This window comes from Microcoleus sp. CAWBG640 (assembly GCF_020883015.1).
Lineage (GTDB): Bacteria > Cyanobacteriota > Cyanobacteriia > Cyanobacteriales > Microcoleaceae > Microcoleus > Microcoleus anatoxicus.
On the sequence record NZ_JAHRFC010000037.1, the window covers coordinates 39,530 to 60,724 of the forward strand.

Consider the following 21,195-nt stretch of genomic DNA (forward strand, 5'->3'; position numbering starts at 1 on the left):
TCCCTAAAAAACCGATCGCCAAACTCGATTAGTGAGATAAATTGACGAATGACTGCATCTCTGAAATAACTTTATTAACACTCTCTTTTGATAAATGAGGTCCTATAGGAATACTGAGTACCTCCTTGGCTAACATTTCCGATACTATTAAACTTCGGGGTGGCAAATTTAGTTCAGCATAAGCTGACTGCAAGTGTGGTGGAATTGGATAATGAATTAAAGTGCCAATGCCTGTATTGGAAAAATGCTTTTGCAATTCAGTACGATCGAGATGACAGATAACGAATAAATGCCAAACAGGTTCAGCCCACTCTGGCACATAAGGCAATCTCAAACCGGGGCAAACATCAAGAGCTTGAAGATAAAAACTAGCTATCAACCGTCGCCGTTCATTCCATTCGTCTAGCTTCGCTAATTTGACTCGCAGCCATGCTGCTTGCACATCATCCAACCGAGAGTTGAATCCTTTTTCTTCGTTGTGGTACTTAACCTTAGATCCATAGTTGCGGAGTATTTTTACTCGATCTGCAATTTGATGATCGTTGGTTACAACTGCACCCCCATCTCCAAAAGCGCCCAAGTTCTTTCCAGGATAAAAACTAAATCCCGCAGCATCTCCTAAACTCCCAACCCGACGACCTTTGTAACGTGCGCCGTGAGCTTGAGCCGCATCTTCAATGACTTTCAACCCATATTTTGCTGCAATTTGATTGATAGAGTCCATGTCAGCCGGTTGACCATAAAGATGCACTGGTAAAATTGCCTTGGTGCGTTCTGTAATCGCAGCTTCGATTAGGGCTGGATCAATGTTATAGGTGTTTTTGTCTGGCTCGACGGGAACTGGCGTAGCTCCGGCATAGGAAACTGCCAGCCAGGTAGCAATGTAAGTATGAGCTGGCACGATCACTTCATCACCCGGACCAATATCCATAGCTCTCAAGATTAAGTGTAAAGCTTCTAAACCATTACCCACTCCTATACAGTATTTCGCTTCGCAATAGGCAGCAAACTCCACTTCAAACGCTTCTAATTCTTGTCCGAGCAGATACCAGCCAGAGTTCATTACTTGCTGGTAAACAGTATCGAATTCTTCCTTTAGTTCGAGATAAGGTGCTTTTAAATCCAGAAATGGAATAAGCATCGACATTCACTCCTTAGTCAAATATTTAAACTGAGTCTGTACTGAAATTTATTATTTTTTGTGAGGTCATATTCACTTCTTCTGATTTACAGCTTCAATAAAATCTTGATACTCACGGTAATAGTCCGACTCATCGTAGTAATCAGATGCCAAAACCATGCAAACCGCTCCTGATGAAAAATTATCAAGGTCTCGCCATATCATAGGGCAAACATATAACCCGTTATAAGAACGGTTCATATGATACTTCTTTTTTTCGTGCCCGTCATCTAAGAGTATGTCAAAACTCCCTGACATAGCAATAAATAGTTGCTGCAATTGCTTATGGCCGTGACCCGCCCGTTCCGATCCCCCTGGAACGTCATAAAGATAGTAAACCCGCTTTATATCAAAGGGAATATGTCTATTAGCCTCAACAAAAGTTAAGTTTCCTCTAGGATCGGAAATTTTGGGTAATTCAATAATGCGACATTGCTCAATTCCCATCTAAACACCTCAAATTAATACTTACTAAGTCAGAACTTAAAAAATCAGGAGATAGTGATGCTAAGTATAATTCTGTCCGAAGACCGCAGGTAACAGCCCAGATGGGGCATCCCAACAATCGGGCAGCTTCAACATCTACTTCAGTATCGCCAATCCAAATAGAATTTTCACCAGATACCTGGGGAACTACTTTTTTAACTTGTGCTACTTTGCCATTTGCTCCTAATTGATGATCGCACGGCAATACATAATCTAAAAGAGTATCTAACCGTAATTCAACCAGTTGAGCATGAAGCCGTTCTGGGTAGCGTCGCAGAGTGACCAAAATTAATTGAAGTCCCGAATCGCGCCATTGTTGTAACTTATCTATTATACCCGGTTGTGGGCAATCTAATTTCAGAAATTGTGGCTGTTCAATTAATTCCAACCAAGCCTGTAAGAATTGTTCATAAATTGATTCAGCTCCAGACGCTGCTAACTGTCCTCTACGATTCACTTGCTCTCGCTTCATCTGCCAATAGCTTTCTAAGCTAATTGGTGTATAGCCTTGTTCCGTCAAAATTTGACTATAACAGGCATAATGTCGAAATTTTCCCTCCAAAATTGGGCCGTCTAAGTCGAGAATAACGAATTGAATCATGGCAGTTCACAAACAGCATACAATTCTGCCGCATACTCTGGAAAATCCTTACCTAATTCATAAAAACCTTGAATCATCTCTTGGTTCCAGTTTTCCTGAATCTGCTGATTGGAAACTGGTTTGAAAAATACACCCCCCATTTCAGCAATACAAAGACCTGACGCTTCTAAGTCCTGCCTAAATGTTTCAGGGGTGTACACTCGGCGATGCCCCAAGGCATAATCTCGTTTATTGAGTTCGCAAGAATGTTTCAGCAGCCCCATTTTGACAGCTACAAGCCGATGAATAGAATTGCCGTTTGGTACACCTGCGAGAATTTTTCCTCCGGGAGCTAGCCACTGTTTGGCACGTTGCAATAACGCCACTGGTTCGTCTATATGTTCCAGTATATGTTCCATAACAATAGTGTTGAATTGGCTATCCGGTTCAAAATCCTCGAATAGTGCGTGTACCTTTAGTAAATTAGGAGCATCAGGAATATTTGCCAACAGATCACCGGAGCCTTCTACTGAGGTTAATCTGGCAAAGTCTTGTAACAAAAATTGGGTCATTTCGCCTTCTGCTGGTCCGAGTTCTAATCCTTCTGGACCTTGCAGATGAGGTTTGAGACTTTGGTAGCGGAAGCCAATTAACCGCTTGTCAAAATCAAGCTGGTCCCGTAAATACCAATCTGATATTTGTTCAACTCTGGTTTGTTCATCAATATGGCTCATTGGCTATAACTCCGAAAATAATTAACTTCTTCTTTTAGTCCCTCTTCTAGGGAAATAAGTTTCCATTTTCCTAGAAGTTCCTGCATCTTTATACTGTCAAAACGCCAAGACTGTCCGTTTGGCTTATCCGCTAAATATTGAATACTCCCTGAAAAACCAGTAAGTTGGATGAGGGTTTCAGTGATACTGCGGATTGAGCTCGATCCTCCCCGCACTATGTTGACGGGGCCGAGTTCCTGAATCTCGGAAGTAGCAGCTCGCAAAGTTGCTTCAACTGCATCTTCCACATACAAGAAATCCCGCTCTGCACTCCCGTCCCCATACAAAATAGGAGCTTCATCTCGGAGCAATCGCTGTATTGTCTGCGGGATTAACTTCTTATAAGCTCCTTCGCCCGGACCGAATATATGACCGTAACGCAAAATAGCGCAATTGCAACCTCGCTGGCGAGCATAGGAGCGAATCAATAGTTCGCAAAATAGTTTAGATGCCCCATACAAACTACCAGGTTCAACTGGTGAAGATTCACTCAAAGCTACGCCGTCAGGCAGTGGAGCATATACATCAATGGTACTAGCAAAAACAATCTGTTGAGGCGGAGTTGGCAAACTTTCTAGCAAACTGCGGGTTCCCAAAAGATTGTCTCTGTATACCTGTTCTACCAAATTGATAGCATCACTACTTTTGGGAATGAATGCCCCCAGGTGAAATACCGTATTGATTTCGTTTATCCCTGCTGCTTGCCATGTTTCTGGGGTCAGTTGGTCGAGAGCTGCTGCTACCGAAGTTATGCCATATTGACTTTGGGTCAAAGGTTTTCTGGTGAGAAGCACTAGATGAATACCCGGATTCTGGGACAGACGACGCACTAGATGAGTGCCAATGAACCCAGTAGCACCAGTCACTAAAACTGTCTTTCCATCCAATAAATTCAAAGCTGGCATTGCTCCATTTTTTCCATTTCTTCAACAGTTGTCATCACAGGTTCCACATCCATACCCCTGATCCACACCAAGCCATTCGGTAGTGGATTAATTTTACGATCGAGAGTGGGGAATTGTCCATCTAGAGCAATATTAGAGTAGATTTCTGGCATATTTAACCCAGCTTTAGTAAAAAAGTAATGGGTGGTAAAGAAGCGACCAATATTAATCTCCGTAGGATTAGGCCACCCTTCTTGGTCGTAGGTCATGTCTACCCCAAATATTCCGTGTGGCTTCGGGTCAATTGCTAAGATAGAATCTTGAGCCACTTGGTCTACAATCGTATCGGAACAGGTTTCCGCAACCCCTGTAATTCCAGTGACTCCAGAAAGTGTACGGTTGCCAAAGTTCCAACTTCTCCGTCGCCTGGTTTGTGCTACTACCAGTTCTCCCTCGTACCAAATGGATAGCCAAGTAATGCTCTGGGAAGTTAGGCACGCTGCTGCTGTACATTCACCCCAACCTTGAAAACGATCGATCCATAACTTGCCAAAATCAAAGTTATCCGTTGGGAGTGCCCAACGTCCGCCACCTCCAGTAACGGCTCTCACCCAAACCTTCTGACCAAATTTTTCAAATGCCCATTTTAGGTCTTCTGGAGTATGGAGCATGATAGTTTCAGGCACTTTAATCCCAGCTTGACTCCAAATCTTGTAGGATTCATACTTATCTACACAGTTTTCCACCGTATCTGAGGCCGGCAAAAAAAGCTTGACTCCTAGTGCTTCAACTTGCTCTCGAAGGCGAGAGATAGCTAGTACCTCAAAATCATTTTGTAGGTGTAAGAAGTCGGGTTTACTCTTCTGCAATAGACTCAGTATTGCTTGTGGATATTCCGGATCTACTGCATAAGGAACCAGATACTTTTCTTCAGTATCTGCTAAGAATAAATCTGAAGGAATGCAAGACATCCCTATCAAATGATCGTTACGCGAGGATTCGCGTAATGAGCGGATAAAGTTGTTAGATGGAGCCCCACCTGAGCCTCCGATTAAAATCCTAGCCATTGAATTATTCCTCATCTATCAGTAAGCGAGCATAAAATTCCTAAGTTAATTTTTTACCTCATAGTTCTCTCCTCCTCGGTTCGACTCGAGCCAGCTTGAACAATTGTTTGAGGGCATCTAGACTGACCAAATTATCTACCATACCATCTCCTGAATAAATCAGTTGGCGTAAGTAAGGACACATAATACCTTCTGAGCCGAGCAAGTAGTAGTAATCTAGACCAAGATGATGACAGATCATTCTGTAATTGGGACCTATGAAATAAGGGGAAAAAAGTTCTATTACTTTAGTTCCGGGGCTGCATAAAAATAAGTTAGCATTCCCTGCTCCATAACCTATGACAACTTTAGCATTCGCCATCAGGGGAGCTAGTTCAGCTAGAGAAAGACTAGCAGGGTCTATATTAGTAAACCCATACTCTTGCAAAAGGTTTAACACTTCATCTTCGTTAATTATTTTACGAGATGTGGCACTACGCCGAGTTAAATATATTCTTTCTGGATGCTCTGATTGTGAATTATCAGCCAGTGGCAAAAATTTATCCCTCAAAAAATCAACTATCCATTTAGTTGGATGGTTGACTATTCCTGCATAGGATGGAACAATTAACCTATCGGCTTTGATATGAGGATAAGTCACAGAGTCTATAATTTTATGGGAGGGAATACCTAAAAGTTCCAGAGTTTCTTTTTGAGCGTTTAAAAAATATCCACTGACTAAAAAAATATCGATGCTGTCTATATCTATACCGCTCATTTCTAGCAGTCCAAATCTAGGTAGCATATCATACAACCAATGATAATAATTATTACCTGTATTCGCTGATAAAGCAGCTACGGTTCCTTCAATATTGTAAACAGGTAGATTATGAGGATCTGAAAAATTAGTAGTAATATCATTCAACAGCTTGTCATCTGAAGTGATAACTCCTGTAGTAGTATGCCAGGCAAAATATCGTCCTTTGGGTACTATGACAACGAAGGTTTTTGGAGAGTCAAATTGATTGGGAATCGCTACTCTAGGATCTAAGTCTTGATCTATTGTTTTCGGGGGATTGGGAAACTCTACTAAGTGGGGTGGATGTATTTCTATATAGTTGCTGATTTCTAGACTAGAGGAAACAGCCCAGTCTTTCGCGGAGTCATATGTTCCTTTAATAGGTGGATGAAGTTGTAGTTTTTGAAGATAAGTATTTGCTTCTTCTGACCAACCCATTTTTTCCATAAGCTGGACTAAGCCTAGTTTTTCTGTGTAAGATAAGGGAATATTTAAGTTTATTAAATTTTGAATAACAAAAAAGCCTTCTTCTTGCTTGTTTTGTGCTACGAGGCAATTCACTAAGGACGTATAGGCATGATGGTGTACCGGGGGATTTTTTATAGCGTTTTTGTAACAGCTAATTGCTAAATCTAAATTATTGCTTCGGCAATAACAATGACCTAGATGGATATAATATTCTGAGTTTTGTGAATCGAGAACGAGAGCTTTATGAAAAAAACTAATTGCTAAATCAACATTGTCAGTTTGAGAATATATATGTGCGATTGCGCTATATGTTTCTTTTTTAACAAAATTCATTTTAACTAATATTTGAAAATAATCTAGAGCTTTGTCTAGCTGATGACTCGATAAAAGTGCTTGTCCTATTTCTGAGTAAATTTCTCCGTGTTTTGAAGAGTCAGTTAGTAACAAAATTGCTTTTTGATACATTTCTATTGCTTCCCCAAACCTAGCTCTGATTGCTAAAATTTTTCCGAGACAAGTGTATATTTCTGAAGAGTCTGGATTGGTTAGTATGGACTTAAAAAAACTCGACCTTAAAGCTGATTGCTCATCTATTTCTTTTTGAGTTTCGCTATCTTCTGTCAAACGGCTGTAAGCGATCGCGATTTCTGGTTTGAGGATAATGGCTTTGTGGTAGGCTGCGATCGCTTCTTCCCAAAGCCCTTGTTTTGCAAAATAGCTTCCTGTATGCCAGTACAGTTCCTCAAAAGATAGTGACAATGCTGCGGATAAACAAAATCCCCACCTCATCTGAAATTCCTGTGAGCTAGAGATGCTCGCAAGTATTTGCTGCCGGGTCAGCGATCGGGTAAGTCCCAGAAATTCAGCAATTCCTTCATCCTGTAGAGAACGTTTCAGATAAGTACAGAAGGATGCTTGTATAAAATCTGCATCTGTGAGGTGAGTTGTGGTTTCCAAAAATAACTTTTCCTGGGGTGGGAATTGCTTCATCTGAAGCAATTTAGCCAATACTTTTGCGCGAGAGTTATCATTTGACATCAAAGATGGATCGATCTCAATAGCTCTGCGGTATGAGAAGATCGCTTCTTCTTGATGCTCCTGTTTTTCAAGAATTTCCCCTAATTGATAGTGAATTAAGGCTTCTTTTGGGTTAAGCTCGATCGCTCTCTGGCAAAAATCGATAGCTTTTTCCCATTCCTCTAGTTTCACTAATGCCTTGCTTAAGTACCACCAAATTTCCCAATTATCTTGTTCAATTATCAGAAGATTGCGATAGGCTTGCAGCACATCTGGATTTAGTTCGGCGCGACGATAAGAAGAAGCGATCGCACTTTCAAAATATCCTTGTTCAGTTAAAGTTTTTCCTGACTTTAAACATTGAATATTCATGTCTCGCTTGTTACCGGAATCTGGCGCATAATTAATTGATTGATTAGGCTCTAGGCGATAAAGTAACGCTAACTCTATATTATTAATCGAAAACTTTTTACCAGTAGAAAAAAATCTAATTTCTAATTGTATAGCATTCCTTAATTCTAAATAAAATTCTGTCACATTATCACCAATAGCTACTTTTTCCTCCCAAAATACCGCGTTACCGGGACCACTAACCATGTCAAATTTAAACCCAAAAATATGATGATTATTTGTTTCTTTCACCTCTATGGTATCCATTTCAATATCTATCTTGATTCGGTACAGACCGTCAGGCACACTAATATAAGGACCGAAAGAAACTAATGGTAATTGACCGGGTTCTGGAAAACTCACCAACTGATAGCCCTTTTCATTTTGAATCAGTTTACCAGATCGATTACACAGTTGTTGTGGAGAAATTTGAAAATAATCTACAGGTTGCAATTCAGACAAAAAGCTCTGTTTTTTGCCAATTTGTGGATTTAATTGCATTGCACAGCACCACAGATTAACGGCTATCTCTAAATTTTCTTTATAGATACCTGATGCTAGTTCTAGATGCAAATCTGCATGAGCAATCGCCATTTGCGTCAATTTGGGCTTTAAGAAGTGTCTGTATTGACGAATATTTTTTTTTAGATAATCGGGTATGTCTTTACCTTCAACATCTCTGATGTCGTAATAGTATTTGCCAAGAGAGTCTTCATCGTTGGTCGGTCTTGCTACATGAAAATCGATCAAAGGAATTCCTGTTTCCTTAGAATTATCTCCCTCTGCATGAGCATAACTCTGCACTTTGTACCTGTTGGTTTTTGTGCCTCCACCAAAAGAAGTAAAATGCCACCCCCCCTTCTCAATGTAAGGGTGTTGAAAGCCTTCCTTTCTAATATCTGCTGCTTTCCAATTTGGACTCCAAAAACCTTCGTCAGACCTCCTAACTTGGTTGGCCGTTCTAATTTTAAAATCTTTGTATTTACAAGCTACAGTACCACACCACCAATGAGTCTGAAAATCCCCTAGATTATTATAATACAGATCGTGAGTAAATATGACAAAATCACTATCTGACAACAGGTTTATAGCGTCTCTTATTTTGTCTTTTCTAGGGATTTCATCTATATCACTTATTAAAATAATGTCGGAATCGTCACAGGGTATAAGTCTCAAAGGTCGAATGATACAATCTCTCTGGTGAATCTCCAGAGGCCACCGATCGCCATTGATAACTTCTGGCATATCATCAACAACATAGTGAATGATTTTATCCTGATACTCAGCAAACTCATGGCTGAATTCTTGGTAATAAAGCGGTTTGGGGTTGCCACTAAATGTTTTTGTAGCTTCTACTAAAATAAACTTATCTACAACATCCTTGAGTTCTTCTATCCTAATTTTTAGAACATCTAGTTCATTGAAAAAGGCAAAACAGTCATAAACCCGAGGACGTTTTTGATTAGCTTGCCTATTATTGGGATTGAGTTCAAAAGCCTTGTAGTAACACAGGCTAGCCTCTGTTGCGATCGCCCCTTCCAAATCCAACTGAGTTCGCTGTTGCAGCAATTCCCCCAGTTTATACTGAATCCAATCCGCCTCTGGCTCAAGTTCACTGGCGCGCCGGTAAGCCGCGATCGCCTCATCCAACTGACCCATTTTTGCTAAGCAATTACCTAGCCCCACGTAAGTCCCAAAATGTTGGGGATTAAGTTCGATCGCCTTACCGAAGGCTATAACCGATTCTTCCCACTGTTCCTGTTGAGCTAGGGCATCCCCTAGGTGATGGTAACTCCACGAAAAATCTGGTTTAAGTTCTAGGGCGCGACGAAAAGCTGCGATCGCTTCCTCAAATTGACCTAATTTTGCTAAAGCTTCCCCTAAATTGTGGTGACACCAAGAGTAGTCAGGATTTAGCTCACTGGCAAGACGGTAGGCGGCGATCGCGTCTTCTAGTTTTCCCTCTTGCAGAAATTGATTGCCTTTGTCCAACTCAGTCACAGCCATTTGCTCGTTCATTTTGCCAAGTTACTTTAAAGTTATTAATATTATGTTTACACCCAGCAGCTTTGCTGAATTTATAACTATCGACTTTTGTATCATACATCCTTGATTATTGTCAACATATCGTTAACTCGCTTGAGGTCTGGTATAATTGGGACGGTAACGGCTGGAGTCCACTAGGGGCGAGCGGGCAAAACTTGTTCCATGTAGTAAAATGAGGTGCAAAAGTCTGAATCGCGACGGTAATGGGCAAAGTAGCCCTAATACCTAAATTTACTGAAGCACAGATTATTTTATACAATACAAAAAAGTGATTTAATTATGGAAGCAGAATATCCGACAGCTAGTGATTGGTATAAAGCTCATCGCCGGGAGTTAAAAAAATATCGGGGCGAGTGGATAGCTTACAATCATCAGGGGATAATTAGTCACGATCGCGATTATCGAAAGATGAAGGACGCGATCGATCCTAGTTTATCAGGTTTAGATTATGTAATCGAACGGATATTTGAAAGCGAGTTTGTCGATCCGGTCAGATTTTATCCAGTCAGAATGAGAACATTAAAATCTCACGATTGGCAACCTAAATACGAGTTGTTATTAAAATTTCAGCATACCGTAACAGTGAAAATTCTGGTTGATTCAGGTGCAGAACTTAGTTTGATTACGAAAAAACTTGGTGAAGATTTGGGTTATACTAAAGGATCTGAAGAGGTTAACAATCAAGCCGAAGGAGTTGGTGGTAGTATTGAATACCTGTTACGACAGGTAGAAATACACTTGGATGGTCATATTTTTACTGCGCCTGTCGCTTGGGCACAAACTGATTTTTGCGAGGAGATTCTTTTAGGTAGGGAGGTAGTGTTCGATTTGTTTGATATAGAATTTAAGCAAGCTGACGAGACGATTATTTTTAAGCGGCGAACACAGTAAACTACCTTAATCGACTTTAAGTTAATAAAGATATAGCCTTAACCAGAGTAGGGAACACTTGAACGAATGTCAAGTCAAGTAGCAAAACTTGGCTTCAGTGTATCCACAGATATATTAAACTGAGCAAGCAACAAACAGGCGATTGTCAAAAAAATTAGAGGTAATCCTATGAAAAAAGCACTAATTTGTGGTATATCCGGCCAAGACGGAGCTTATTTAGCGAAATTGCTCCTCGAAAAAGGCTACTCAGTGTGTGGCACATCGCGAGATGCCCAAATGTCAACCTTCAACAACCTCACGCGCTTAGGCATCCGCGAATCAGTAAAGCTAGAATCGATGTCCCTCAACGATTTTCGCAGCGTTTTGCAAGTCCTAAGCAAAATTCAGCCAGATGAGGTGTACAATCTAGCTGGTCAGACTTCCGTAGGGCTGTCCTTCGAGCAACCAGTGGAAACCCTAGAAAGCATTGCCACCGGGACACTGAATCTCCTAGAGGCCATCCGTTTTACTGGAGGAAAAATAAAACTATATAATGCCAGTTCTAGCGAATGCTTTGGCGACACTGGAGGCAAAGCAGCCGAGGAAAGCACCCCATTTCACCCTAGAAGTCCCTATGCAGTTGCCAAAGCAACAGCATTTTGGGAAGTCGCCAACTATCGAGAAGCTTACGATTTGTTTGCTTGTTCTGGTATCCTATTTAATCACGAATCTCCTCTGAGACCAGCCAGGTTTGTGACCCAAAAAATTGTATCAGTAGCTTGCCGGATTGCGACGGGTAGTCCAGAAAAGCTGCAATTGGGTAATATTTCTGTACAGCGGGACTGGGGTTGGGCACCCGAATACGTGGAAGCAATGTATCTGATGTTGCAGCAGTCAGAACCCGATGATTATGTAATTGCTACTGGGGAGAGCCATGCCTTAAAAGAATTTGTTGCTCAATCCTTTGCCACTTTGGGATTAGACTGGGAGGAACATACAGTCATAGATACCAGTTTGTACAGACCGACAGAAATTGCACTTGGCAAAGGCAACCCTGCTAAGGCGAAGGAAAAGTTAGGTTGGCAGGCAAAATATAAGATGCACGATGTAGTAAAGATGATGGTGGAGACCCAAAAGGCTAATTTTTAATAAATTAGTCAATCTTCTACCAAATACCTAATAAACCCAAAATTAAACTTAATTGGGTATAAATTAAATAGTGTGAAAGCCTATTCATAAACCTTAAGCGAGCAAAAAACAAGACGAATGTTAAATCATCAAGTAAATAATTCTTTGGGTGTAAATTTAGCAGGTCATATAACAGGTGATTTTGGGCTAGGCGAAGCAGCTAGAGGCACTCTCCGAGCAATGGAAGCAGCTAAAATACCCTTTGCTGTCACCGATTTAAAGGTGGGTGGGCAACCCAACTCCGATACCAGTTATCAAAACTTTTCCAACGATAATCCCTATCCAATCAATATAGTCCAAACCAACCCGAATTGGGTTGAACAGATTTTAGCTGGATACTTTCCCGGTATTGGTTCTGAATATTTCAAAGGCAAATACAATATAGGTGTCTGGTTATGGGAATTGCCAGTTTTCCCCTCTGAATGGCAGTGGGCCTTTGATTTATTTGATGAAATCTGGACTACCAGTAATTTTTGTGCAGAAGCATTTGCGGCTGTCTCCCAAGTTCCTGTACTCAAAATTCCTGTGAGCCTTGCCTTCCCCCAACCACTATTAACCAGAGAAAACCTCAATTTACCTAAAGATAAGTTTATTTTTCTATTCATGTTTGACTTTGGCAGTTCCTTTGAACGGAAAAATCCCTTTGCCACCGTTGAGGCATTTAAACGAGCTTTTGGTAAATCGAATCCAGATGTTTTACTCGTTCTCAAATTTGCGAATGCTCATCTTTTCCCGGAAAGACGACAGGAATTAATTGATTTGGCTGAAGGTTGGTCATCCCTTCAGTTTATAGACGGACATTTGCAAAAAGCAGAGATTCATGCTTTGGTTAATAGTTGTGATTGTTATGTATCTCTGCATCGGGCTGAAGGATTCGGTTTAACAATGTCAGAAGCCATGTACTACGGCAAACCAGTAATAGCCACAGCCTATTCATCTAATATGGAATTTATGAATGTTGGCAATAGTTTTCCGGTTAAATACGAACTGGTGACAACAACAGAAGATTATGGAGCTTACCCGAAAGGTAGCGTCTGGGCGGAACCAGATATCGATCGTGCTGCGTCTCTAATGAATTCTGTCTTTGAAAATTATCAGGAAGCTCAGAAAGTAGGAAAAATAGCAGCCAAGGAAATTAGGTCTTTATTAAGTCCTCAAACAGTAGGTATAAAAATTAAAAATCGCCTCGAATTTATCAGTGGCAATCTTAATCATACCCAGTTGTCAAATCGGTTCCATGAACTTCAGACAGAAAGAGATTTATTGGCTCGTCAAGCCCAAGCTTGGAGACAGACGGCCTTACAAATGCAAACAGAACTAAAACACTTTCAGTTTCATCATCATTAGTAAAAAAGTACAAAATTCGCTATGTTGCAGAAAACACAAAATTCTAATTTAGGCATCAATGTTGCAGGTCACGCTAGTGGCGAATTTGGCATTGGAGAAGGTATGAGAGGCACTCTGAGAGGACTCGAAGCCGTAGGCATTCCCTTTACCATCAGGGATATTAAAGTAGATTGGCACAGAAATCTCGATTCTACCTACACTAATTTCTCTGACGAGCAACCCTATGCTATCAACCTCGTTCATACACCACCTATCGGTGGAGTAATGGAAAGTTTAGGTTCGGATTATTTTCAAGGGCGATACAATATTGGTTACTGGGCTTGGGAATTGCCGTTGTTTCCCCCTGGTTGGCTATATGCTTTTTATTCATTTGATGAGATATGGACTCCCAGCAATTACTCTGCTGAAGCCATTTCTGCGGTATCGCCTATTCCCGTGGTCAAGGTTCCACACAGCATTTATCTTCCCGATACTTCCTTGGGTAGAGAAGCTTTAGGCTTGCCGAAAGACAAGTTTATTTTTCTGTTTTTATTCGACTATCATAGTCGGCTGAGTCGTAAAAATCCTCTAGGCACAATCGAAGCATTTAAACGAGCTTTTGGGAAATCAAACAAGGATGTCTTACTCCTTATCAAGTCTTCTAATGGGAAGTTTCATCCTGAACTGCAAGAGCAAATTTTGTCGCACACAGAGGGTTGGTCGTCAATTCAATTTATAGAAGAGCATTTGCATAAAGAAGAGCTTCATGCCTTAATTGACAATTGTAACTGCTATGTTTCATTGCATCGCGCGGAAGGGTTTGGCCTGACGATGGCGGAAGCGATGTTCTATGGCAAACCAGTAATTGCCACTGCTCACTCGGCTAATATGGAATTTATGAATGTCGGTAATAGTTTTTTGGTGAAATACGATATGGTGACAATTATTGAAGACGATGGGCCCTATTTTAAAGGAAATGTCTGGGCTGAACCCGATTTAGATCATGCGGCATCCTTAATGCAGTATGTCTTTGACAACTATCAGGAAGCAGAGCAAGTAGGAGCTAGAGCAGCCAGTGAAATTAGGTCTTTGCTGAGTCCACAAACTGTTGGTAGCAAAATTAAAATTCGTCTGGAAGACATTATGAGCAGGATAAATCATCCTACACGATCGAGTCGGCTCCGTAAGATTCAAACAGAAACAGGTTTATATCAATCCCAAGTCCAAGTATGGAGGCAAACAGCACTGCAAATTCAAACGGAACTAGAGCGGTGTCAAAGGCTAGGTTCGATTAAGTAGTAGAATTGATCCGGTTTCCAGAATAGTAAAAATGTTAGATGGAGATTAAAACTGGCTATGATAAGTGAAGGACTAAATTATTCTTTTGGAATCAATGTTGTCGGTCATGTGACAGGGGAATTTGGACTCGGAGGTGGCGTCAGGGGTACTCTCCGAGCCATAGAAGCAGCAGACATCCCCTTCGCAATCAAGGATCTGAGGGAAGATACGCAGCGAAACTTAGATTCTAGTTACACAAATTTCTCTGAAGATAACCCATATCCCATCAACCTCATCCATACCAACCCTCACAAATCATTACTGGACTTAATTAATCCTGCATATTTTAAAAATCGGTATAACATTGGATTCTGGGCATGGGAATTGCCAAAGTTTCCTGATTTTGGGCGGTTTGCCTTTGATATATTTGATGAGGTTTGGACTTACAGTAATTACACGGCTGAAGCCATAGCAGAAGTATCGCCTATTCCTGTTCTTAAGCTACCACCTAGCATTTCTATCCCGCCAAATTCATTGGGCAGAGAAGTTTTGGGATTACCCGAAGACAAGTTTATTTTTCTGTTTATGTTTGACATTGGGAGCGGCTTTGAACGAAAAAATCCCTTGGCTACTATTGAGGCATTTAAACGAGCTTTTGGGAAGTCTAATGATGATGTGTTACTCATCGTTAAGTATCGACCCCATCCACTGTTTCTCCATCTGGAAGCACAACTAAAAGCCCAAGCAGAGGATTGGCCATCTATTCAGTTTATAGAAGGGGATTTAAAGAAAGAAGAACTCCATGCTTTAGTTGACAATTGTAACTGCTATGTCTCCCTACATCGGGCTGAAGGGTTTGGTTTGACGATGGCGGAAGCGATGTACTACGGCAAACCGACTATCGCCACGGCCTACTCGTCTAATATCGAATTTATGAATGTTGGCAATAGTTTTCCAGTTAAGTATGAACTGGTGAAAACAACTCAAGATTATGGGCTTTATCCAAAAGGAAGTATCTGGGCGGAACCAGATATCGATCATGCTGGTTCCTTAATGCAGTATGTGTTTCAGAATTATTCGCAAGCACAGCAAGTAGGAGCGAGAGCAGCCTCCGAGATTAGGTCTTTATTGAGTCCGCAGGCAGTGGGAAAAAAAATAAGAAGTCGCCTTGAATATATTACAAGGACAATAGAAGAAAAAAGCTGTTTTGAATCCCAGGCTCAAGCTTGGAAGCAAGCAGCTTTGCAAGCTCAGGTGGAACTAGATCGCTCAAAGATTTAACGGCAAAACACTCAGGAAGAGTCCCGTTACAGTTATAAATAATTCTAACAGTCCTCTGCTCGCATACAGCAGATGAAGAAACAGTAAGAGTTATTGGGATTGTCGTTGAGTTTTTCACTGCTGATAAACTCATTTTTGAAATGCTCCATACTTGATGTTTCAATTGACCTTGATAGATCGATCACTCCCTTGCTCTGAATAATTTTGAAGTTGTGCTTATCCAAAAGTTTACACAAATCTTCATAGTAGTATTCTATCTTGTGTTCTGGATGGATATAACTATTAGGAAACTGTAACTGGGTAGCTCGTCTGTTGGGGGTATCTAGTGCCAGCTTACCACCGGGTTTTAATAACTTGTAGGCTTTTGAAAAAACTTTTTCAGCATCTTCAGAGGTGATGTGTTCTATTGATTCTCCAGACCAAATTAGGTCAAAAGTGCCTTCCTGAAAACAGTCTAAGTCAGTCATACTTCCATACACATATTCAATGTCACAGGTTTCGTATTTAACTTGTTTTGGCCATTCAGGCCCGGGAAACATCATTTTGTCGGGATGAAAATCTAAAATGTAGAGCTTTTGTGGCACATGAGGATAGCCAAAACTTAGCAAAGCACCTCTTGGGTCGCTTGAGGAATAACCGCCCAAGTCTAATATAACTTGAGCTGGTGGAACGAGTTGTTTTACCATTTCCATTCTGGCGTTGTGAAGCTTTTCATTAATTTGGTTTTCGCTTTCTTCACCTGAAATGCGTTTGTAAAATTCGCTTGACTTAATCATCGTTTGTACTACGCTTGCTCGACTCACACCAGCCTTTAGCAAACCTAACCAACCTTCTAACCCCTCTGGATCGGCTTCCCGTTCAAATATGACCCAATAAGCCATCCATAGATAGCTTTTGTCGCTTTTGACATGAGTAGATAAAGTTTTTTGAATGGCTGCTTCCAGATGCTTTGCTGCTTCGGGGTTCATGATGGTTCTTTTGATAGGTATGAGTGTATTTTAATGGACTTTTTTAAGCATCAACATGGAAAATACAGGCTAGTTTGCGATCGCGACTCGCTTGAATATCTCTAATTTATGGTTACAAAGGCAAAGCCATCAGGTCAAGATGTATTCTGTCAAAATTAACCTTTTCGGCTAGTCTTTGCCAGAAATCCATCACAAATGTCGTGTCAGGAGCTTCCGTAATTTTTCCTACTTCTTCAATGATAAATAACCGATAATTATACTGTGTCAGTTGTTTTAAATACCCTTCACCAACAGCATAGGGATGAAACTCAGTAAAAATAATAGGTCGGTGTTTATTTATTATCTGTTCCATACCCCGCAGTGCAATAGGTTCGTGTCCTTCTATATCCATTTTAATTACATTAATTTCTTTTTCTGATTGCAGCAATTCATCCAGTACCACTGATTGCACTAATTGATAATTTACAGATTCCTCTGATAACTCCACTACCCAACCATTAGATCCTGATGTCATTAATCTGAAAATTTGTTGACAATCTGAAACCGCAAATGGATAAACTGTAATATTCTTAAACTGATTTTCAACGATACTTGCATATAGCAGTTGTCTATTGTATTGGTTGGGTTCAAAAGATATTACTTTCCCCTCATTTTTAACAATGCTTGCTGCTAGGAGAGTGAAATAGCCTATGTTAGCTCCCAGATCGAGAAAAACATCGCCTGATTTTAAGTGTTTAACAATAGCATCAGTCACATGAGGTTCATAGCTTCTGCTACTAATAATTGTTTGACCAACGGCAGTGTCATTAGTCATGGCATAGATTTTAAAATTTTCCAGTTCGATTAATACTTGACTTTCTGTACTTGCAAAGCTCTGCGTGCCTGCTGGTAAGCGGTGTTGAAATTCATTAGACTCAATCATCTTTGCAATTAAAGTAGGTCGAGTCCATCCTTCTTTTAGCTGGTTTAAAAACATAGCTATTCCCTCTGGATCGGCTTCGCGTTCAAAGATTACTTGATATGCCATCCATAGATAACTCTTATCACTTTTAGCATGAGTGGATAAAGTTTTTTGAATGGCTGCTTCTAAGGACTGAGCTTCTTCCGGGTTCATGGTAATTCCTCTACTCTCTATCAATTGATTTGATTGCTTCTAGTGGTAACTGGGAGGTTTGAGCCTGCACAAACTTATAAAATACAGGCTCAATTGCACATAAAATTAGAAAATCTTGGGTTCCAACTCTAAGGCGTGACGGTAACAAGAACTCGCTTCATCAATTTGCCCTTTCTTAGTCAAAACTTCGCCTAAATTATAGTGGAACCAAGAGAAATCAGGTTTCAATTCAATGGCGCGGCGATAACAAGCGATCGCCCCCTCCAAATCTCCTTGATGTCGCAGCATATCCGCTAAATTGTTGTGGATATAGGGATCGTCAGGTTTTAAGTCGATCGCGCGACGGTAACAGTTCATTGCTTCCTCACGCTGACCTTTTGCACCCAGAGCATCCCCTAACAATTGGTAAGGTTTATACTGATTTGGTTGAACCTCAATAGCGCGACGGTAACAGTTTATCGCCCGATCGGTATCATTCTTTTGCGCGAATATCAACCCCAACTGCAATTGTGCTTCACCGCATTCGGGGTTAACCTGCAACGCCATCTGATAAAAGACGATCGCACCATCAACCCAATTCTGCCGCACCAAAGCATTCGCCAACTCAACATAAAGCCCAGCATCATTCGGCGAAATCTCCAACGCCTTGTGATAAAGTTGCACATCATCAGGATTCTGCCCGATCGCCCTTCGATACAAACCCATAGCATCCTGCAAATCCCACTGCGATCGCATCCTCAAAGCATCAGCCAACTTCTGCGAAATCCACGGCAAATCCGGCTGAATTTCCACAGCACAGCGATAAGCAACGATCGACTCATCCCACCGTTCCAACTTCTCAAAAGCCGTCCCCATGTTGTAATAAGTCCACGCAAAATCGCGATTCAACTCGGCCGCGCGCCGGTAAACAGCGATCGCATCCTCCCACCGTTCCATTTCCAACAGCACATCACCCAACTTGCTGTGGGACCAGAAAAAACTCGGATTCAGTTCATTAGCCCGCTGATACGCAGCCACAGCCTCATCCCAGCGTTCCAAATTCACCAGGGCTTCTGCAAGATTGTTGTGCGCCCAAAAATGGTCAGGATTAAGTTCGATCGACCTTTGGTAAGCCGCAATCGCCTCATCCCACCGTTCCAACTTCACCAGCGCATCGGCCAAATAATTGTGAGACCAACTAAAATCAGGATTTAATTCTGTTGCTTTCCTGTATGCTTCTACCGCCTCATCCCACCGTTCCAACTTCAGCAACACATCGCCTAAATTGTTATGAGACCAGCTAAAATCAGGATTTAATTCGATCGCCTTCCGGTAAGCATCAACAGACTCATCCCACCGTTCCAACTTCACCAGAGACTCAGCTAAATTGTTGTGAGACCAAGAAAGTTCGGGATTAATTTTAATCGCATTCCTGTAAGCATCTACCGCCGCTTCCCACTGTTCTTGACCCTTCAGAATTTCCCCCAATTCGTGATAAGCAGCACCTGCATTTGGGTTCAACTCAACAGCGCGTCGGTAACAATCAATGCCCTGATTTACCTTACCTTGCTCGCTCAAAGTTTTAGCTAAACTTTCCAAATCCTCAGCGGTGCCAGACTTAGGATCGATCGCAAAAGCTCGATACGAACACTCGGCCGCCTCCTCCGACTTCCCTAACTGCGTCAACAGCTTGGCAAAATTGCGGAAAGCACCGGCAAAATCTGGCTTCAGGGCGATCGCCTTTTCGTAGGCCGAAACCGCTTGTTGCCACTGTTCCTGCTGGGCACAAATGCTACCATAATTAGCATAAGCTTCAGCAAAATTCGGATTAATTTCTATTGCCTTAACATAGCAAGTTTTAGCATCATCTATTTTGCCACCAGCTTGCAAGGCATTACCCAACATTTTATATAGAGGCGCATCCGGCTTAATTTGTAGCGCTTTTTTGCAAGCCGAAATTGCCTGTTCCAATTTCCCCTGAGCAAAATAGCCCTCAGCCAGTATTTTATATGCCTCTGGGTCTTCGGTACTAATTCCCCCATTCACAGGTGGCTGAACTTGTTGTTTAATTTGTTGTTTAATTTGCTGCGGTATTTGTTGCAATATTTCTTTAGGTAGTTTTCGCAATATTTGTTCAGGGATTTGTTGTGGAACCTGTGGTTGTTGAACTTGTGGCGGTATTTGTGGCTGAACTTGTGGCGACTTAACAGCACCATTTGTCCCATTTGCCCCAGCCAAAGTCTGCTCTCCCTCGCTACCATTTCTCGCATGAGCAGCGTTCAACTCGATCGCCCTACGATAATATACAGTCGCTTCCTCCAACTTGCCTTGTTTTTTCAGCGCCTCACCCAAACTTTGGTAAGCCGTCGCCAAATTCGGGTCCAACTTAATTGCCCGATCGTAACAGGCGATCGCCTCCGGCAACTTTTCCTGGCGAAAAAAAGCATCGCCCATGCTCAAATGTTCCGACGGTTTCGCCTTTTCTGGTTCCAAAGAAAATGCCCGATACCAGCATTCCTGAGCTTCCGCCGGCTTACCAACTTCCCCAAATACTTTTGCTAAATTGCGGTATACTCCTGCGAAATTCGGCTTAATCGCGATCGCCTTTTGATAAAATGCGATCGCCTCCTGCCACTTTTGTTGCTGAGCACAAATGCTACCCAAATTGGCGTAAACCTCGGCAAAATTCGGTTCAATTTCAATCGCCTTGGCGTACCAGTGTCGTGCCTCTTCGATGCGGCCTTGAGCCTGTAGCGCGTTGCCCAAAGTCTTGTAAGCCGGTGCAAAATTGGGGTGAATCTTCAAAGCTTGCTCGCAGGAGGCGATGGCTTCTTCCAATTTCCCTTGGGATAAATAGGTTTCTCCCTGTTGGTTAAAATTAACGGCTGTGGATTCTGTGTTGACTGTCGTTGACATAGGAGTGGTGGCAACCGAGGCAGGAATTAACTAAGGTCTTCAAAACGCAAAACGATTATAGCCCGTCTTGACACCAAATCTAGCAATCTTGTTCCAGCAATGTTAAGTTTTTTTGATGGATACATCATGTCTCCACCTAGGATCTAATGTGGGGGCGGGTTTTACCCCTAATCTGCCCTACCCACACACGATCGACATCAACCCGCCGAACCCCACCCGATCGATAGCGGGGGCGGGTTGATTAAGTTTGTTTTTTTTTACCTATATTATTCGTAAAACCCGCCCCTACCTGGAACTGTATGGTTCAGTTTTTCGTACATTCATTTAGCGGGGGCGGGTTGATTAAGCTGGTTTTTTTTTACCTATATTATTCGTAATATCAATTCCGGTTGTATCGGAATGATTTAACCACAGAGGACACAGAGGACACAGAGGGAGAGAGGCGGGGGCGGGTTGATTGATATGGTTTTTTTTTACCTATATTATTCGTAAAACCCGCCCCTTGTATCTTAAAAGAGTCAGTCAGTCGATCGCCACGTCATTGATTCGATCATACCGACAATCAGGCGATCGTACCGACAATCAGGCGATCGTACCGACAATCAG

15 protein-coding genes are annotated in these 21,195 nt (G+C 41.7%); 5 read left to right on the forward strand and 10 right to left on the reverse strand.

The features are described from left to right. Positions 1-28: 28 nt before the first annotated feature. From AAFP11_RS18470 to AAFP11_RS18500, 7 genes are all read right to left on the reverse strand, one after another. On the reverse strand, positions 29-1,141 hold the full coding sequence (locus AAFP11_RS18470; RefSeq protein ID WP_341738407.1) for a DegT/DnrJ/EryC1/StrS family aminotransferase: 1,113 nt from the start codon (positions 1,139-1,141) through the stop codon (positions 29-31). Between the two features lie 72 nt (positions 1,142-1,213). Further along, the gene (locus AAFP11_RS18475; protein ID WP_293324938.1) at positions 1,214-1,627 is read right to left on the reverse strand and encodes an FdtA/QdtA family cupin domain-containing protein; all 414 of its coding nucleotides are present in this window, start codon (positions 1,625-1,627) and stop codon (positions 1,214-1,216) included. Further along, positions 1,617-2,267 (reverse strand): HAD hydrolase-like protein, encoded by a 651-nt coding sequence (locus AAFP11_RS18480; RefSeq protein WP_341738408.1) that lies wholly within the window; start codon positions 2,265-2,267, stop codon positions 1,617-1,619. Before AAFP11_RS18480 ends, AAFP11_RS18475 begins: the two co-directional genes overlap by 11 nt. After that, complete coding sequence (locus AAFP11_RS18485; protein WP_341738409.1) at positions 2,264-2,980, reverse strand: class I SAM-dependent methyltransferase; 717 nt, start codon at positions 2,978-2,980, stop codon at positions 2,264-2,266. Before AAFP11_RS18485 ends, AAFP11_RS18480 begins: the two co-directional genes overlap by 4 nt. Next, on the reverse strand, positions 2,977-3,924 hold the full coding sequence (locus AAFP11_RS18490) for an NAD(P)-dependent oxidoreductase (RefSeq protein ID WP_341738410.1): 948 nt from the start codon (positions 3,922-3,924) through the stop codon (positions 2,977-2,979). Before AAFP11_RS18490 ends, AAFP11_RS18485 begins: the two co-directional genes overlap by 4 nt. Next, complete coding sequence (locus AAFP11_RS18495) at positions 3,912-4,874, reverse strand: hypothetical protein (RefSeq protein WP_341738411.1); 963 nt, start codon at positions 4,872-4,874, stop codon at positions 3,912-3,914. The genes AAFP11_RS18490 and AAFP11_RS18495 overlap by 13 nt, the downstream gene beginning before the upstream one ends. A gap of 154 nt (positions 4,875-5,028) precedes the next feature. Further along, positions 5,029-9,642 carry a tetratricopeptide repeat protein gene (locus AAFP11_RS18500; protein WP_341738412.1) on the reverse strand — a complete coding sequence of 1,538 codons (4,614 nt, stop codon included), beginning with the start codon at positions 9,640-9,642 and terminating at the stop codon, positions 5,029-5,031. Positions 9,643-9,948: 306 nt separating this feature from the next. On the opposite strand from AAFP11_RS18500, the gene AAFP11_RS18505 reads away from it, so the two are divergent. From AAFP11_RS18505 to AAFP11_RS18525, 5 genes are all read left to right on the forward strand, one after another. After that, entirely contained in the window at positions 9,949-10,560 is a 612-nt protein-coding gene (locus tag AAFP11_RS18505) for an aspartyl protease family protein (RefSeq protein WP_340541415.1), read from the forward strand. 168 nt (positions 10,561-10,728) lie between these two features. Beyond that, positions 10,729-11,688, forward strand: a complete 960-nt coding sequence (locus AAFP11_RS18510) for a GDP-mannose 4,6-dehydratase (RefSeq protein ID WP_341738413.1) — start codon at positions 10,729-10,731, stop codon at positions 11,686-11,688. Between the two features lie 117 nt (positions 11,689-11,805). Beyond that, positions 11,806-13,074 carry a glycosyltransferase family 4 protein gene (locus AAFP11_RS18515; RefSeq protein ID WP_341738414.1) on the forward strand — a complete coding sequence of 423 codons (1,269 nt, stop codon included), beginning with the start codon at positions 11,806-11,808 and terminating at the stop codon, positions 13,072-13,074. A gap of 21 nt (positions 13,075-13,095) precedes the next feature. Further along, complete coding sequence (locus tag AAFP11_RS18520) at positions 13,096-14,352, forward strand: glycosyltransferase (protein ID WP_341738415.1); 1,257 nt, start codon at positions 13,096-13,098, stop codon at positions 14,350-14,352. A gap of 57 nt (positions 14,353-14,409) precedes the next feature. Next, entirely contained in the window at positions 14,410-15,612 is a 1,203-nt protein-coding gene (locus tag AAFP11_RS18525; RefSeq protein WP_341738416.1) for a glycosyltransferase family 4 protein, read from the forward strand. A 44-nt stretch (positions 15,613-15,656) separates the two neighbouring features. On the opposite strand, the gene AAFP11_RS18530 is transcribed toward AAFP11_RS18525, so the two are convergent. The 3 genes from AAFP11_RS18530 to AAFP11_RS18540 all read right to left on the reverse strand — a co-directional run bounded on the left by AAFP11_RS18530 (position 15,657) and on the right by AAFP11_RS18540 (position 20,589). Continuing rightward, on the reverse strand, positions 15,657-16,580 hold the full coding sequence (locus AAFP11_RS18530; protein ID WP_341738417.1) for a methyltransferase domain-containing protein: 924 nt from the start codon (positions 16,578-16,580) through the stop codon (positions 15,657-15,659). A 112-nt stretch (positions 16,581-16,692) separates the two neighbouring features. After that, positions 16,693-17,694 (reverse strand): FkbM family methyltransferase, encoded by a 1,002-nt coding sequence (locus tag AAFP11_RS18535; RefSeq protein ID WP_341738418.1) that lies wholly within the window; start codon positions 17,692-17,694, stop codon positions 16,693-16,695. 105 nt (positions 17,695-17,799) lie between these two features. Next, the gene (locus AAFP11_RS18540) at positions 17,800-20,589 is read right to left on the reverse strand and encodes a tetratricopeptide repeat protein (protein WP_341738419.1); all 2,790 of its coding nucleotides are present in this window, start codon (positions 20,587-20,589) and stop codon (positions 17,800-17,802) included. Positions 20,590-21,195 lie beyond the last annotated feature (606 nt).

Excerpts from the sequence above, each read along its gene's own strand:
- AAFP11_RS18495 (WP_341738411.1), bottom strand. The coding sequence starts at position 4,874 with ATGTCTTGCATTCCTTCAGATTTATTCTTAGCAGATACTGAAGAAAAG.
- AAFP11_RS18515 (WP_341738414.1), top strand. The coding sequence starts at position 11,806 with ATGTTAAATCATCAAGTAAATAATTCTTTGGGTGTAAATTTAGCAGGT.
- AAFP11_RS18470 (WP_341738407.1), bottom strand. The coding sequence starts at position 1,141 with ATGCTTATTCCATTTCTGGATTTAAAAGCACCTTATCTCGAACTAAAG.
- AAFP11_RS18535 (WP_341738418.1), bottom strand. The coding sequence starts at position 17,694 with ATGAACCCGGAAGAAGCTCAGTCCTTAGAAGCAGCCATTCAAAAAACT.
- AAFP11_RS18520 (WP_341738415.1), top strand. The coding sequence starts at position 13,096 with ATGTTGCAGAAAACACAAAATTCTAATTTAGGCATCAATGTTGCAGGT.
- AAFP11_RS18510 (WP_341738413.1), top strand. The coding sequence starts at position 10,729 with ATGAAAAAAGCACTAATTTGTGGTATATCCGGCCAAGACGGAGCTTAT.
- AAFP11_RS18475 (WP_293324938.1), bottom strand. The coding sequence starts at position 1,627 with ATGGGAATTGAGCAATGTCGCATTATTGAATTACCCAAAATTTCCGAT.
- AAFP11_RS18485 (WP_341738409.1), bottom strand. The coding sequence starts at position 2,980 with ATGAGCCATATTGATGAACAAACCAGAGTTGAACAAATATCAGATTGG.
- AAFP11_RS18505 (WP_340541415.1), top strand. The coding sequence starts at position 9,949 with ATGGAAGCAGAATATCCGACAGCTAGTGATTGGTATAAAGCTCATCGC.
- AAFP11_RS18530 (WP_341738417.1), bottom strand. The coding sequence starts at position 16,580 with ATGAACCCCGAAGCAGCAAAGCATCTGGAAGCAGCCATTCAAAAAACT.
- AAFP11_RS18540 (WP_341738419.1), bottom strand. The coding sequence starts at position 20,589 with ATGTCAACGACAGTCAACACAGAATCCACAGCCGTTAATTTTAACCAA.
- AAFP11_RS18480 (WP_341738408.1), bottom strand. The coding sequence starts at position 2,267 with ATGATTCAATTCGTTATTCTCGACTTAGACGGCCCAATTTTGGAGGGA.
- AAFP11_RS18525 (WP_341738416.1), top strand. The coding sequence starts at position 14,410 with ATGATAAGTGAAGGACTAAATTATTCTTTTGGAATCAATGTTGTCGGT.
- AAFP11_RS18500 (WP_341738412.1), bottom strand. The coding sequence starts at position 9,642 with ATGAACGAGCAAATGGCTGTGACTGAGTTGGACAAAGGCAATCAATTT.
- AAFP11_RS18490 (WP_341738410.1), bottom strand. The coding sequence starts at position 3,924 with ATGCCAGCTTTGAATTTATTGGATGGAAAGACAGTTTTAGTGACTGGT.